The sequence below is a fragment of the Microbispora hainanensis genome (assembly GCF_006874475.1).
Taxonomy (GTDB): Bacteria; Actinomycetota; Actinomycetes; order Streptosporangiales; family Streptosporangiaceae; genus Microbispora; species Microbispora hainanensis.
In genome coordinates this window covers 48,759-62,724 of record NZ_VIRM01000005.1, presented here as the reverse complement: position 1 = coordinate 62,724, position 13,966 = coordinate 48,759, and the positions used below count along the sequence as shown (strand labels likewise).

The 13,966-nt window shown below is 72.6% G+C and carries 14 protein-coding genes; 4 read left to right on the top strand and 10 right to left on the bottom strand.

Annotation, left to right across the window (positions count from 1 at the left end):
- Positions 1–19: 19 nt before the first annotated feature.
- The 7 genes from trpC to FLX08_RS05815 all read right to left on the bottom strand — a co-directional run bounded on the left by trpC (position 20) and on the right by FLX08_RS05815 (position 5,184).
- A complete protein-coding gene (gene trpC, locus FLX08_RS05845; RefSeq protein ID WP_142617164.1) occupies positions 20–844 on the bottom strand; it encodes an indole-3-glycerol phosphate synthase TrpC in 825 nt (274 codons plus the stop codon).
- 144 nt (positions 845–988) lie between these two features.
- A complete protein-coding gene (locus FLX08_RS05840) occupies positions 989–1,414 on the bottom strand; it encodes a DUF2752 domain-containing protein (RefSeq protein WP_142617163.1) in 426 nt (141 codons plus the stop codon).
- Positions 1,415–1,424: 10 nt separating this feature from the next.
- On the bottom strand, positions 1,425–2,144 hold the full coding sequence (locus FLX08_RS05835) for an RDD family protein (protein WP_142617162.1): 720 nt from the start codon (positions 2,142–2,144) through the stop codon (positions 1,425–1,427).
- Between the two features lie 439 nt (positions 2,145–2,583).
- Positions 2,584–3,222, bottom strand: coding sequence for a Trp biosynthesis-associated membrane protein (locus tag FLX08_RS05830; RefSeq protein WP_167530289.1), 639 nt, complete (start codon positions 3,220–3,222; stop codon positions 2,584–2,586).
- Positions 3,219–3,569, bottom strand: coding sequence for a phosphoribosyl-AMP cyclohydrolase (hisI, locus tag FLX08_RS05825; RefSeq protein ID WP_030509961.1), 351 nt, complete (start codon positions 3,567–3,569; stop codon positions 3,219–3,221). The genes FLX08_RS05830 and hisI overlap by 4 nt, the downstream gene beginning before the upstream one ends.
- Positions 3,570–3,631: 62 nt before the next feature.
- Positions 3,632–4,435: a cache domain-containing protein gene (locus FLX08_RS05820; protein WP_208761281.1), complete on the bottom strand. Its 804-nt coding sequence runs from the start codon at positions 4,433–4,435 to the stop codon at positions 3,632–3,634.
- Positions 4,436–4,440: 5 nt separating this feature from the next.
- A complete protein-coding gene (locus FLX08_RS05815) occupies positions 4,441–5,184 on the bottom strand; it encodes a FadR/GntR family transcriptional regulator (protein ID WP_142617329.1) in 744 nt (247 codons plus the stop codon).
- Positions 5,185–5,317: 133 nt separating this feature from the next.
- Here FLX08_RS05815 and FLX08_RS05810 point away from each other — a divergent pair, with 133 nt between their 5' ends.
- The 4 genes from FLX08_RS05810 (at position 5,318) to FLX08_RS05795 (ending at position 9,489) form a co-directional block, all read left to right on the top strand.
- Entirely contained in the window at positions 5,318–6,370 is a 1,053-nt protein-coding gene (locus FLX08_RS05810) for an ABC transporter ATP-binding protein (protein ID WP_142617160.1), read from the top strand.
- Between the two features lie 80 nt (positions 6,371–6,450).
- Positions 6,451–7,683 (top strand): ABC transporter substrate-binding protein, encoded by a 1,233-nt coding sequence (locus FLX08_RS05805; protein ID WP_142617159.1) that lies wholly within the window; start codon positions 6,451–6,453, stop codon positions 7,681–7,683.
- A 71-nt stretch (positions 7,684–7,754) separates the two neighbouring features.
- Positions 7,755–8,624 carry an ABC transporter permease gene (locus FLX08_RS05800; RefSeq protein ID WP_142617158.1) on the top strand — a complete coding sequence of 290 codons (870 nt, stop codon included), beginning with the start codon at positions 7,755–7,757 and terminating at the stop codon, positions 8,622–8,624.
- A 64-nt stretch (positions 8,625–8,688) separates the two neighbouring features.
- Positions 8,689–9,489, top strand: coding sequence for an ABC transporter permease (locus FLX08_RS05795; protein WP_142617157.1), 801 nt, complete (start codon positions 8,689–8,691; stop codon positions 9,487–9,489).
- Positions 9,490–9,501: 12 nt separating this feature from the next.
- Here the strand turns inward: FLX08_RS05795 and FLX08_RS40430 are convergent, their stop codons facing one another.
- From FLX08_RS40430 to FLX08_RS05785, 3 genes are all read right to left on the bottom strand, one after another.
- Positions 9,502–9,660, bottom strand: coding sequence for a hypothetical protein (locus tag FLX08_RS40430; protein ID WP_167530288.1), 159 nt, complete (start codon positions 9,658–9,660; stop codon positions 9,502–9,504).
- Positions 9,661–10,227: 567 nt separating this feature from the next.
- Positions 10,228–12,102, bottom strand: coding sequence for an ABC transporter ATP-binding protein (locus FLX08_RS05790; RefSeq protein ID WP_142617156.1), 1,875 nt, complete (start codon positions 12,100–12,102; stop codon positions 10,228–10,230).
- Positions 12,083–13,864: an ABC transporter ATP-binding protein gene (locus FLX08_RS05785; RefSeq protein WP_142617328.1), complete on the bottom strand. Its 1,782-nt coding sequence runs from the start codon at positions 13,862–13,864 to the stop codon at positions 12,083–12,085. Before FLX08_RS05785 ends, FLX08_RS05790 begins: the two co-directional genes overlap by 20 nt.
- Positions 13,865–13,966 lie beyond the last annotated feature (102 nt).

Here is a 13,966-nt window from a genome sequence, read left to right as displayed (position 1 = left end):
CCTTCCGATGCGCTGTCGTTCACGAGTGCCTCTCGGAGCCGGTGTCCTGCCGGGAGGCCGGGTGGGCGCCCGCGGTCACGAGGTCGTTGACCGCGGCCTTAGGGTCCCTGCCGGTGACCAGGCTCTCGCCCACCAGCACGGCGTCCGCCCCCGCCCGCGCGTACGCGAGCAGGTCGTGCGGGCCGCGCACCCCGGACTCGGCGACCTTGATGACGCCGTCCGGCACCTTGGGCGCGAGCTTGGCGAACACCTCGCGGTCCACCTCAAGGGTCTTGAGGTCGCGGGCGTTCACCCCGATGATCTTGGCGCCGGCGTCGGCCGCCCGGGCCAGCTCCTCCTCGGTGTGCACCTCGACGAGCGGGGCGAGCCCGATCGACTCGGCCCGCTCGATCAGCGAGACGAGCGCCTGCTGGTCGAGGGCCGCCACGATGAGCAGGGCGAGGTCGGCGCCGTGCGCCCTGGCCTCCCACAGCTGGTAGGAGGTGACGATGAAGTCCTTGCGCAGGATGGGGATGTCCACGGCCGCGCGCACGGCCGCGAGGTCGGCGAGTGTGCCGCCGAACCTGCGCCGCTCCGTGAGCACGCTGATGACGTGGGCGCCGCCCTCCTCGTAGTCCGCCGCGAGGGCGGCGGGGTCGGCGATGGCGGCGAGCGCGCCCTTCGAGGGGCTCGACCGCTTCACCTCCGCGATGACCGACACCCGGTCGCCACCGAGCGCGGCGTAGGCGTCCCGGGGCTCGGGTGCGCGGGCGGCCAGCCGCTTGAGCTCCTCGATCGGCACGTCGCGCTGCCGCTCCTCAAGGTCCTCCCGGACGCCCGAGATGATGTCCTCAAGAACACTCACGCGTCCTCCTCGCCTTCGGCTCGGAGCTCACGCGATCTGCCTGTCCGCTCGCTCACGCGTAAGGGTCCCTCCGGTCGGCTGCTCTGCGTGTCCTGCCCTGCGATGGTATCGGCCCATCTCGCGTCGGGCCGCCACCGGGTCGATTCACGGTGCGAGGAATTGCCCGAAAGGCGCATTACGCACCACCGCGAAGACGGCCGCGACGGCGAGGAGTCCCCACAGGTATGCGGGGCGCGCGCCGTCCGGGCGCGTGGGCCGTCCCTGCCATGATCGTAACGCCCATCGGGCCCACAAGGTGATTACGACAGGAACGCAGAAGACAAAGAGCAGGTTCATCCGCGCCGCCCCGGCGATGTCGGCGTGGGCGAGGTCGTGCACGGCGCGCAGCGCGCCGCACCCGGGGCAGTAGAGGCCGGTCAGGTAGTAGAGGGGGCAGACGGGGTAGTGACCCGGTTCGTGCGGGTCGACCACCGCCAGGCATGTCACCGCCGCGGCCAGAACGGCCGCGGCGCCGAACGGCGCGCACAGCGACCGCACCCGGTCGCGCGCGCGCCGTCCGGTGACTTCCATGGAGGTCAGCCTAACGCGGGGCGCGCACGACCACGGTGCCGACGATCTTGTCGGCGAAGGTCTGCCGCTTGGCGTCCCAGAGCGGCCACAGGTAGCCGATGTAGCAGGGCAGGCCGTCCACGATGTGGCAGATGCCCCGGACGACGGCCATGCCGAAGCCGATGTACTCGCCGGTCTGCTCCTTGACCGTCTGGATGCCGACGACCTTCTTGCCGACGGTCTGGCCGGTGGTGCCCTCCTTGTGCTTCAGCCACAGGGTCAGGCCGAGGGCGACGACGATCGCCACGAGGGAGAGCACCAGCCCGATCCCGAAGCCGGAGCCGACCTCGCCGGTCTCCGGGTCCACCGAGCCGGCGCTCATGGCGCTGCCGATGATGCTCAGGATCCAGGTGGGGACGCCGACGATGAGGCCGTCGATCAGCGTCGCGCCGACGCGCAGGCCCCAGTGCGCGAGCTCGGGAGCCGGGTAGCCCCCGGGCTGGCCGTAGGCGCCGCCGTACTGGGCGCCGTACTGACCGCCGTACTGACCGCCGTACTGACCGCCGTACTGGTCACCGGCGGGCGCGGACGGGTACGAGCCCTGCGGGGGCGGGTAGCCGCCGCCCTGGGGGTAGCCGCCCTGAGGAGGCGGGTAACCACCCTGCGGGGGCGGGTAACCGCCGCCCTGCGGGCCGGGCTGGTTCTGCGGGTAACCACCCGGGTTGTAGCCCGGGTCGTTGCCGTACGTCATGGAATGCTCCTGCGTGAGTGGGGGAAAAGGGGTCTCGGATCTGCTCAGCGCGACAAGACCGGAGACGGCCCCGAGAATCCGCGGAGCGCCGCATGGAGACGGGCCGGGGATGCCGGAGAGGAGTGACGCGACGACCACGCCGTTGCCGCCCGCGCCGGAAGGTGGCCGGCGCCGGTGCGGACCGGACGGAGGGGATGGCGACGGACGCCGGACACCGGCGGCCGGTCACCCCGGCTGGGCCGGCGGCCGTGGCCGCCTGTGCCACCCAGCCCGCTCCCGTGGCTCATTCGGTCTCCCGTGCGACGATCAGAGGTCGGCGGGAAGCCTATCGGCAGCAGCGTGGCCCGTCGGGCCGCTGATCGGCTTTGTGGACAATTTGTAATCGAGGTGTGAACGCTCCAGCACACACGGAGAGGGGTCTCCCCGGCCGGCGGACGGGCTACGCGGTGGGGTCCTCGCCCTCGTCGATGGCGTCCCACATGGCCCTGTCGGCGTCCTTGACCCGGGCGGTGCCGCCCGTGCCGGCGCTCCCGGCCCCCCGCTCGTACCTGCTCGACATGCCGGGCCAGCGCACGCTCAGGATCGCCGCCACCACGCCCGCCCCGGCGAGGACGAGGCCGCCCGCGGCGGTCAGCAGCGGCCAGACCCAGGCGCGCGACTCCACGGAGATGTGACCGGAGGACGTCACCGCGGTCGTCATGTGCCGCGCGGCCACGGACAGGATCGTCGCCTCGCGCGTGCCGTCCCAGGCCCCGGCCGCGGCCGCGACGCCGAGGAGGGCGACCACCACGCTCGTCACGCGCCGCGCGACCCCCCGGGTCGCCAGCACGGCCAGAACGGCGGCGAGCGCGGCCAGCACGGCGGGGGTGAGCCAGGCGACCAGGTCGTTGCCCGTGAGGGAGCCGCTGCCCGCCCCCGCGGGGCCTCCCGCCGTGTTGCCCGAGGTGCCGAGCGTGACCCACACGCGGCCCGCGGCCAGCAGCGCGAGCCCGCCGCCCACGGCGCTGGCGGCCAGCCACACCAGCAGCGAGCGCCGCGCCGTACGCGCCTGATCGCGGGCGGGGGCGGGGGCGGTCACGGCGCGCCGCTCACGTCGAGGACGTCGGCGTCGAAGCAGGTGCGGTCGCCGGTGTGGCAGGCCGCCCCCACCTGGTCGACCTTGAGCAGGATCGTGTCGCCGTCGCAGTCGAGCGCCACGTGCTTGACCCACTGCACGTGGCCGGAGGTGTCGCCCTTCACCCAGTACTCCCCCCGGCTGCGGGACCAGTAGGTCGCCCGGCCGGTGGTGAGCGTGCGGTGCAGCGCCTCGTCGTCCATCCAGGCGAGCATGAGCACCTCTCCGGTGTCGTGCTGCTGGACGATCGCGGGCACCAGGCCGTCCGGCGTGCGCTTCAGCCGGTCGGCGATCTTGGGGTCGAGGGCCATGGGGCCAATTCTGCCGCAGGCCCCGGCCGCCCCCGCCGCCGCTATGGCGGTCCGCCGCCGCGCTATGCGGGCGCCGTGGTCACCAGCGACAGCGGAAGATCGCCCACCCGGCGTACGGCGTGCTCCCCGTCGTGCGAGCCGCCCCGGTAGACCGATCCCGTGACCCGGCTCGCGGTGTTGGACGCGACGACCCGGCCCTCGTCGTTGACGAGGAACGCCGGGCCCGGGATCGCGCGCAGCGCCGGGAGCACCGCGGCCTCGAACCGCCGGACGAACACGTCGGCCGCGGCCACCCCGGCGAAGGTCCCGCCGGCCAGCACGGGCACCGACAGCGTGAGGCTGTACTCGTCGGTGCACAGGTAGTCGACGTACGGTCCGCAGATCGTGCGCTCCGCGCCGGACGACGGGCCGGCGTACCAGTCCCAGTGGGTGTAGTCGTAGAAGGCGCTGCTCGCCGGGTCCATGTCCCGCAGGAGCCGCACGGGATCTCCGGAGGGGTTCTCCTGCCACCACTCCAGGTACCACGGCGCATCAGCCAGGAGGCCGGGCGCGGCGATGAAGCCGATCCCCGCGATCAGCGCCGGCAAATGGGCCGGCAGATGGGCCGGAAGATGGGCCGGCAAATGGGCGGGCATACGGGCGGGCAGCGCGCCGCCGCGCAGCCGGGCCCACAGCAGCGGGCGCAGCGCCGCGAGGTCGGCCGCCACCGGGCGGCGCGTGCCCCCCGCGGGCAGGACGCAGGCGACGGCGGCGTCGCGGACCTCGCGCAGCGCCTCGAAGACGCCCTCGGCGGCCTCGCGCACGCGCGTCACGGCCGCGGCGGCACGGTCGTGCCCGGCCTGCGCAAGAGACGCCATTGTGCTCATGCCTGTCACTCCCGCAGACGCAGCCGAAGCTCGATGAGGTGTCGTGTCGCGTCGAGCACGTGCCGCTCGGCGACGGCCCTGGCCTGCTCGCCGTCGCCGCGCTCGACGGCCCCGGCGATGGCGCGATGCTGTGCCGCCGTCTCATGGTGCCCGCCCAGGCCCTCGTGCGGAAGCCAGAGCAACGCTCCGATGTCAGCCTGTAACCGGATCTCCTCCTGAGTGAGGCGAGCCGACTGCGAGGCCGCCGCGACCTCGATGTGGAACCGGCCGTCGAGCCGGCGCAGCCGGGCGCACGCCTCCGCGGACCCGGCCGCCCCCGGCGCGGCGGCGACGGCGTCCATCTCGTCCAGCGTGCGCCGCAGGGGCGCGACGTCCGAGGGCAGCGAGCGCTCGGCGGCGAGCCGGGCCGCCGCCCCCGCGACGGCCGCGTAGTGGTCGCCGAAGTCGCGCAGCTCATCGGGGGCGAACGCGCGCAGCCGCGCCAGAGGGTCGAACCCGGCGGGGCGCCGCACGAAGCTGCCGCCGCCCCGGCCGCGCCGCGTCTCGACCATCCCCTGCTGGCGCAGCGCCATGAGCGCCTCCCGCAGGGTCACGGTGGAGACGCCGAGCCGGCCCGCGAGCTCGGCCTCGCTGGGCAGCTGCTCCCCGTCGGCGAGCAGGCCGACCGCGATCGCGTCGGCGAGCCGCCGGACCACGGCGTCCACCCGGGCGGTGCTGTCCACGGGTGAGAAGACGGCCAGGCGGGCCATGTTCACGGTCGCACTCCTGTTCGCCCGCTGTTCGCCCGCGCCGTCGCGAAAAATCGGGCATCCGCGGAAGTTCGCAACAGTGATACCGGATCGGGTCTTTACGCGAAACATTTAACTCCATATGTTTTACGTCATGCCAGACCAAGCAGTCAGTCTTCGCGGCCTGCGCAAGAACTTCGGGCCGGTCGAGGCGGTGGCCGGGATCGACCTCGACGTCGCCGACGGGGAGTTCTTCGCGATGCTCGGGCCGTCAGGGTCGGGGAAGACCACCGTGCTGCGCATGATCGCCGGGTTCGAGTCGCCCACGGCGGGCACCGTCGAGCTGGGCGGGCGTGACGTCACGCGGCTCGCGCCCTTCGAGCGGGACGTGAACACGGTCTTCCAGGACTACGCGCTGTTCCCCCACATGAGCGTGCTGGACAACGTCGAGTACGGCCTGCGGGTCAAGAAGGTGCCGCGAGCGGAGCGGCGCGAGCGGGCGCTCGCCGCGCTGCGCTCGGTGCGGCTTGAGGGCTTCGAGAAGCGGCGCCCGGCCCAGCTGTCCGGCGGCCAGCGCCAGCGGGTCGCGCTGGCCCGCGCGCTGGTCAACCGGCCGCGCGTGCTGCTGCTCGACGAGCCGCTCGGCGCGCTCGACCTCAAGCTCCGCGAGGAGATGCAGGTCGAGCTGAAGGCGATCCAGCGGGAGGTCGGCATCACGTTCCTGTTCGTGACCCACGACCAGGAGGAGGCGCTGACGATGAGCGACCGGATCGCGGTGTTCAACCAGGGCAGGATCGAGCAGATCGGCACCCCCGCCGAGGTGTACGAGCGCCCGGCCACCGCCTTCGTCGCCTCGTTCGTGGGCACCTCCAACCTCGTCTCCGGCGAGGCCGCGCGGGCCGTGCTGGGCAGGGAGGGCACCTTCAGCGTCCGGCCCGAGAAGCTGCGCGTCGTGCTCGGCGAGGAGCCGCCGGCACCGGACGAGCACGAGGCCGCCGGTGTGATCCGCGAGGTCGTGTACGCCGGCCCGGCGACCCGGTTCGTCGTGGACCTCGACGCGGGCGGGCGCCTGATCGCCCTCCAGCAGAACCTGCAGGCGTCCTCCATGGACGTGACGGGCCTGCGCGGCGCCCGCGTCCGCCTCGTGTGGAACCGGCGGCACGAGTTCCCCGTCGACACCCCCGCCGAGCCGGTCGCCGCCGGCTGACTCCGCCACCGCGCCCCCACACCACCCGGCGCCCCACACCACCCGGCGCCCCGGCACCGTTCACAGCAAGGAGAACCACGATGCGGTCCCCCCGTCCGCGTTTCGCCAGGCCGTCTCTCGTCCTCACCGCCGCGCTCGCCCTCGCGGCCGTCGCGGGCTGCGGCGGCGGGTCGTCCACCGACGGCGGCGGCTCGGCCGCCGCCCCCGGCGGCGGCGCCTTCACCCCGCCGAAGATCGAGGCCCTGAAGTCCCTCGGCCCCGGCGAGGGACAGGTCAACCTCGTCGCCTGGGCCGGCTACGCGGAAGACGGCTCCAACGACCCCAAGGTCGACTGGGTCCACCCGTTCGAGAAGGCCACCGGCTGCACGGTCAACACCAAGACCGCAGGCACGTCCGACGAGATGGTCAACCTGATGAAGACCGGCGAGTACGACGCGGTGTCGGCCTCCGGCGACGCCTCACTGCGCCTGATCGCCTCGGGCACGGTCGCGCCGGTCAACACCGACCTCGTGCCCAACTACAAGGACGTGTTCGACGGGCTGAAGCTCAAGCCGTGGAACTCGGTCAACGGGGTCGCGTACGGCATCCCGCACGGCCGTGGCGCGAACCTGCTCATGTGGCGCACGGACACGGTGAATCCGGCCCCCGACTCCTGGGGCGTCGTCTTCGACCCCGCCTCGCCCTACAAGGGCAAGGTGACGGCCTACGACTCCCCCATCTACATCGCCGACGCGGCGCTCTACCTCATGTCGGCGAAGCCCAAGCTGGGGATCAAGGACCCGTACGCGCTGGACGACACGCAGCTCAAGGCCGCGGTCGACCTGCTCAAGCAGCAGAAGCAGAACATCGGCGAATACTGGTCCGACTACACCAAGGCGGTGCAGTCGTTCAAGTCCGGCGACACGGTCGTGGGCACGACCTGGCAGGTGATCGCCAACCTGGTGGAGGCCGACAAGGCGCCGGTGAAGACGACGCTGCCCAAGGAGGGCTCCACCGGCTGGTCGGACACGTGGATGGTCGCCGCGCAGGCCAAGCACCCCAACTGCGCCTACAAGTGGCTCGACTGGATCATCTCCCCCACGGCCAACGCGCAGGTGGCCGAGTGGTTCGGCGAGGCGCCGGCCAACGCCAAGGCGTGCGAGCAGACCTCCGACAGGTCCTTCTGCGACATCTACCACGCGACCGACGAGGAGTACTTCTCCAAGGTCCACTACTGGACCACGCCGATCACGCAGTGCCTCGACGGGCGCACCGACGTCAAGTGCACCGACTACTCCGAGTGGACCCGGGCCTGGACCGAGATCAAGGGCTGAGCGCTCCCCCGGGGGGACGGCCGCCCGGCCGTCCCCCTCGGCCGCATGAGCAGCCCTACGGAGAGAAGACGATGACGACCCTCACGACGACGGCCGCCTCCCCCGGGATGCGGAGGCGGGCCGCCTCATTCCTGCACCGGCACGCCGGGGTGCGGCTGTCGCTGCTGCTGTCGGCGCCCCTGGCCTGGCTGGGGCTCGCCTACCTGGGCGCGCTCGCCGCCCTTCTCGTCACCGCGTTCTGGTCGACGGACGTGTTCACCGGCGACGTGGTCAAGGTGTTCACCTGGGCGAACTTCACCGATCTGGTCACCGGCGAGGTCTATCGCACGGTCGCCCTGCGCTCGCTCGGCGTGGCCGCGGCGGTCACGCTGATCGACCTGGTGGTGGCCTTCCCCATGGCGTTCGCGATGGCCAAGCTGGCCTCGCCGCGGGCCCAGCGCTGGCTGGTGATCGCCGTGCTCACCCCGCTGTGGGCGTCCTACCTGGTCAAGGCGTACGCGTGGCGGGTGATGCTGTCGTCGGACGGCGTGCTCGGCTGGGGTTACGGCCTGACCGCCACCGTGGTGACCCTGTCGTACCTGTGGCTGCCGTACATGATCCTGCCGATCTACGCGGGACTCGAACGGCTGCCCGACTCGCTGCTCGACGCGGCCGGCGATCTCGGCGCGCGCGGGTGGCGGACCTTCCGCACGGTGGTCTGGCCGCTGACCTTCCCCGCCGCCGTGGCGGGGTCGATCTTCACCTTCTCGCTCTCCCTGGGCGACTACATCACCGTGAAGATCGTCGGCGGCAAGACCCAGCTCATCGGCAACGTGGTCTACGACAACATCGGCGCGGCCAACAACCTGCCCTTCGCCGCCGCCGTCGCCACCGTCCCCGTTGTGATCATGCTGGTCTACCTCGCGGCCGTACGCCGCACCGGCGCGCTGGAGAACCTGTGAGAGAGCGAAGCGAACGAACCGGCAAGCACGGCGACCTGATGCACCGGCCGGCGAAGGAGGCCCGGTGAACCTGTCTCGTACGGCCCGGACGCTGCTGCGGGCGGCGCTGGTGGCCGGCCTTGCCGTGATCTACGTGCCGCTGGCCGTGGTGCTGCTCAACTCGTTCAACTCCGACCGGACCTTCTCCTGGCCGCCGGCCGGCTTCACGCTGCGCTGGTGGGGCGCCGCCTGGGACTCGGCCGGGCTGCGCGACGCGCTGTGGACCTCGGTCCAGGCGGGTCTCGGCGCGACCGCGATCGCGCTCGTGCTCGGCACGATGGCCGCCTTCGCGGTGCAGCGCTACCGGTTCTTCGGCCGGGAGACGGTCTCGCTGGTGATCGTGCTGCCCATCGCCCTGCCCGGCATCGTGACCGGCATCGCGCTGAGCAACACCTTCCACACGGTGCTCGGCCTGCCTCTCGGGCTGCTGACCGTGATCGTCGGCCACGCGACGTTCTGCGTGGTCACCGTCTACAACAACGTGCTGGCCCGGCTGCGCCGCATGGGCCTGAACCTGGAGGAGGCGTCGGCCGACCTCGGGGCGGACACGTTCACCACGTTCCGCCTGGTGACGTTCCCGATGATGCGCTCGGCGCTGCTCGCGGGCGGGCTGCTCGCCTTCGCGCTGTCGTTCGACGAGATCATCGTCACGACGTTCACCGCCGGGGCCGGCGTCCGCACGCTGCCGATCTGGATCTTCGAGAACCTGTTCCGGCCCAACCAGGCGCCGGTGGTCAACGTGGTCGCCGCCGCGCTGATCCTGCTGTCGGTGATCCCGATCTACCTGGCCCAGCGCCTGTCCGGCGGTGACCCCCAGACCCGCTGAGGAGCGCGCTGATCAGGGCCGGAAGATGTCGGCCGCGGTGATCTGCAGCACGCCCTCGCGTACGTGCGTGACCTCCTCGCGGGCGCACACCGCGTAGGTGAGCGCGTCCACGTCGCCGGTGAGGTCCGCCGCCTTGCGCGACAGCCGCGCCCGCAGCCGTTCCGCGTCCACGGTGCGGCGCCCGCCGCGGCGCGCCGCCGCAGGTGGTCGCGGAACGCCTCCTCGTAGACCTGCCCGAGATGCTCGCTCATCGCCTCGTACAGAGCCTGGACGACGTCCGGCCCGGCGCCCGGCTCGATGTCGGCGCGATAACGCGAGAGCGGGCCCAGGTAGAAGGCGAGGAAGGGGTCGGCGAAGCGGTTGCCGTTCGCCACGGCCTGCAGGACGGCCGCCGGATATTCGCCGGCCTCCGCCTCCGTGGCCAGCACGAGCTCGCCTTCGGTGAGCAGCGGCGCCCCGGCCGGCCCGCCAGGCGGAGCAGGTTCTGCTCGATCGTCAGCTCCTGCCTCCACCAACTCAGGTAAAGAGGCGTTCCGCCGACGACGCCGTACACCACCGCGCGGTCGGCCGGGGCCAGATCCGGCAGCATCATGGCCGCCTCATGTGGCCGGAACGGATGCACCTGCAGGGCCAGGTCGAACCGCCCGTAGAGAGGCTCCCGATATTCCTGCATCTCCCACACGTCGAGGATCAGCAGGAGCGGGCTGTCCGTGACGTCCTTCGTAAGTGACGTGGCCTTCAGCGGACGGTGGTGGCGGTGGTCCAGGAGGCGTAGAGGTCGGCGTACACGCCGGGCTGCTCGACCAGGACGGCGTGGGGGCCGCGCTGGACGATCCGGCCGTGCTCGAACACCAGGACCTCGTCGGCCGCCTGGGCGGTGGACAGGCGGTGGGCGATCGAGACGGCCGTACGACCACGGGTGATGCCGTCGAGGGCGCGGGCGAGGCGCACCTCGGTGGCCGGGTCCACGGCGGAGGTGGCCTCGTCGAGCAGCAGCAGGTCGGGGTCGGCGAGGTAGGCGCGGGCCAGCGCGACGAGCTGGCGCTCGCCGGCCGACAGCGACTCGCCCCGCTGGCCGACCGGGCTGTCCAGCCCGGCGGGCAGGCCGTCGAGCCAGTCGGCCAGGCCGAGCTCGGTCAGGGCCCTGGTGATCTCCTCCCGGGTCGCCGAGGGCCGTCCGAAGCGGATGTTCTCCTCAAGCGTCGAGTCGAACAGGAACCCGTCCTGCGGGACCATGACGATCCGCTCCCTGAGCGAGGAGAAGCTCACCGTGCTCAGGTCGGTGCCGTCCACGAGGATCCGGCCGGAGGTCGGGTCCATGAGCCGGGTGAGCAGCTTGGCGAAGGTCGTCTTGCCCGACCCGGTCTCCCCCACGACGGCGACCCGCGTGCGCGGCGGGATCTCGACCGACACGTCGTGGAGCACCGGCGGCCCGCCCGGGTAGGCGAAGCCCACGCCGTCGAAGCGGACCGAGATCGGGCCGCGCGGCAGCGTCGCGCCGTTCTCGGGGTCGGCCACGTCGGCCGGGGTGTCGAGCACGCCCAGGATGCGCCGCCACCCGGCGATCGCGTTCTGCGCCTCGTTCAGCACCTCGGTCGCGGTCTGCAGCGGGCTGATGAACAGCGTGATCAGGAACAGGAACGCGATGAGCCGCCCGGCCGTGATCGAGTCGGCGATGCCCAGCCAGACCCCGGCCACGACCACCAGCGCGACCGTGATCGAGGCGACCAGCTCGGTGACCGGGAACGTGAAGCCGACGATCTTCTGGGCCCGGGTCTGCGCCGCGCGCATCCCGTCCACCGCCGTGTCGATCCGCTCGGCCGTGCGGTCCTCCGAGCCGTACGCCCGGATCACCGCGCTGCCGACGACCGACTCGCTGACGGCGGCGAGGACGTCGCCGGCGCGCTCGCGCACCTTGGTGTACGCCCTGGCCACCAGGCGCTGGAAGCGGGGCAGGGCCAGCACCAGCGGCAGGAAGCAGGCCCACACGATCAGCGTGAGCTGCCAGGAGTAGACGGCCATGAGCACGGTCGCCACCACGAGCTGGCCGGCGGACACGATGACCATCAGCCCGCCCCACTGCATGAACGTGCTGATCTGGTCGACGTCGCCGGTCACGCGGGACACCAGGCCGCCGCGCCGCTCGGTGTTCTGCGTCAGCACCGACAGGTCGTGCACGTGGCGGAAGCCCTTGCCGCGCAGGGCCGCCAGGCCCGACTCGGTGGAGCGGTAGAGCCGGACGTTCATCAGGTAGCCGCACAGCGCGGTCAGCACGACGGCGAGCGCGCACAGGACGACCGCGTTCCGGATGAACGGCAGGTCGGGCGTGCCCGATCCCAGGCCGCGGTCGATCACCTGCTGCACGGCGATCGGCACGACGACCTTGCCCAGCGTCGCCAGCACGGCCAGCACGAGCGTGCCGGCGAGCCCGCGGCGGAACTCCGGCGACAGCCGCAGGCCCTGCCTGAGCGTCTCCAGGGCGCTCCGGTCGGCCGACCGCAGGGACGAGGTCTCTCCTGTGGCCGTGTCGGTCGCAGGGTCGGTCACGGCGGTCACCGCGTCACGCTCCTCGTCAGGGTCTTCGGGCCGGACGTCATGCCACGACCTCCTCATCGGTGTCTTCGAGCGCGGCGCGTTCGGCCTCCTCGCGCTCGTAGGCGGTGACGAGGTCGCGATAGCCCGCGCAGCGGGCCAGGAGCTGCTCGTGGGTGCCGTGGTCGGCGACCACGCCCTGCTCCAGGTAAACGACCTCGTCGGCCAGCGCGATCGTCGCCATCCGGTAGGCGACCACGATCACCGTGGCCTCCGCGGCGCTGTCGCGCAGGCCGTACAGGATGCGCTTTTCGACCTGCGGGTCGACGCTGGAGGTGGCGTCGTCGAGGATGAGCAGCCGGGGCTCGCGCACGAGCGCGCGGGCGAGGGCGAGCCGCTGGCGCTGGCCGCCCGACAGCGTCGCGCCGCGCTCGCCGATCCGGGTGTCCAGGCCGGACGGCAGCGCGCTGACGAAGCCGTCGGCCTGCGCGAGCCGCAGCGCGGCCCAGACCCGCTCGTCCGGCACCTGGCCGCCGAGGTCGATGTTGCCGCGCACGGTGTCGTCGAACAGGAACGTCTGCTGCGGCACGAGCGCCACCGACGCGCTCACCTCGCCCCTGGCCACCTCGCGCAGGTCGACGCCGTCGACGCGGACGACGCCCTCGCCGGGGTCGATCAGGCGCGCGAGCAGCTGGGTGAGCGTCGACTTGCCCGCCCCCGTCGGCCCGACGAGCGCGATCGTACGGCCCGGCGCCACGGCGAAGCTCACGTCCTTCAGCACCGGGCTCCCCGGCACGTACGCGTAGGACACGCCCCCGGCCTCCACCCGGGCCGGGCCGGAGTCGTCCAGGCGGGCGGTGCCGTACTCCATCGAGCCGGTGGCGTCGAGGACGTCCCTGACCCGCGTCCAGCCGACGACGCTGCGCGGCAGCTCGGCCAGCACCCAGCCGAGCGCCCGGATCGGGAAGGCGAGGAGGGTGAACAGGTAGGCCACCTGGATCAGGTCGCCCGCCGCGACGCCGCCCGACTCCAGCCGCAGCGACCCGACGAGCAGCACGGCGAGCACGCCGAGCGTGGGCAGCGCCTCCAGCATGGGGTCGAACAGCCCGCGGACCCGGCCGACGGCGACGTTGGCGTCCCGCAGCGCGTCGGCCTTCGCCTGGAAGCGCGCGGTCTCCGCGTCCTCGCGGCCGAGGGTCTTGACGACGAGCGCGCCGTCGAAGCTCTCATGGGCGACCTCGCTCACCTCGGCCCGCAGCTGCTGGGCCCGCATCGCGAGCGGGGAGAGCCTGCGCTGGTAGACCAGGTTGAGCACGGCCACGGCCGGGAAGATCAGGAAGCCGACGACGGCGAGCACCGGGTCGACCAGCACGATCGCCACGGCGGCCGTCACCAGCATCACGACCACGCCCACCGCCATCGGCAGCGGGGCGAGCGGCGCCCAGGCCGCCTCGACGTCGGAGTTGGCGTTGGACAGCAGCTGCCCGGTCGGGTGGCGGTGGTGCCAGGCGAGGGGCAGCCGCAGGTACTGCCGGGTGACGGCGCGGCGGGAGTGGGCCTGCATGCGGTATTGGTGGATCCCGGCCATGATGCGCCGGCCCATGATCCCCGCGGCCTTGAGCACCGCCACGCCCACGATCAGCAGGGCCGCCACGACCAGCGTGCCCGTGCTCGCCGCGCCGTCCCGGAACGCGGGCAGCACCGCGTTGTCGGTCGCCCAGCCGAGCGCCCAGGACGCGGCGACGGTCATCGCGCCGTAGACGGCGCTGGCGACGACCGCGCCGGTGAAGATCTTCGGCTCGGTTCTGATCGCCACGCCGATGACCTTGAGACCCTGGAGCATGACTGAGCTGCCGGGCCGCGCGGGTGACTCCTTCGTCGGCACGCGGTGCGTTCCTTCCGATCGGGGGACCTGCCGGGGCCGCTCCCTGCGAGCGCCCCGAAG

What these genes read in the sequence shown, in the direction of transcription:
- FLX08_RS05840 (WP_142617163.1), bottom strand. Translation starts at nt 1,414, where the DNA reads ATGGAAGTCACCGGACGGCGCGCGCGCGACCGGGTGCGGTCGCTGTGC.
- FLX08_RS05835 (WP_142617162.1), bottom strand. Translation starts at nt 2,144, where the DNA reads ATGACGTACGGCAACGACCCGGGCTACAACCCGGGTGGTTACCCGCAG.
- hisI (WP_030509961.1), bottom strand. Translation starts at nt 3,569, where the DNA reads ATGGCCCTCGACCCCAAGATCGCCGACCGGCTGAAGCGCACGCCGGAC.
- FLX08_RS05820 (WP_208761281.1), bottom strand. Translation starts at nt 4,435, where the DNA reads ATGAGCACAATGGCGTCTCTTGCGCAGGCCGGGCACGACCGTGCCGCC.
- FLX08_RS05815 (WP_142617329.1), bottom strand. Translation starts at nt 5,184, where the DNA reads ATGGCCCGCCTGGCCGTCTTCTCACCCGTGGACAGCACCGCCCGGGTG.
- FLX08_RS05810 (WP_142617160.1), top strand. Translation starts at nt 5,318, where the DNA reads ATGCCAGACCAAGCAGTCAGTCTTCGCGGCCTGCGCAAGAACTTCGGG.
- FLX08_RS05805 (WP_142617159.1), top strand. Translation starts at nt 6,451, where the DNA reads ATGCGGTCCCCCCGTCCGCGTTTCGCCAGGCCGTCTCTCGTCCTCACC.
- FLX08_RS05800 (WP_142617158.1), top strand. Translation starts at nt 7,755, where the DNA reads ATGACGACCCTCACGACGACGGCCGCCTCCCCCGGGATGCGGAGGCGG.
- FLX08_RS05790 (WP_142617156.1), bottom strand. Translation starts at nt 12,102, where the DNA reads ATGAGGAGGTCGTGGCATGACGTCCGGCCCGAAGACCCTGACGAGGAG.
- FLX08_RS05785 (WP_142617328.1), bottom strand. Translation starts at nt 13,864, where the DNA reads ATGCTCCAGGGTCTCAAGGTCATCGGCGTGGCGATCAGAACCGAGCCG.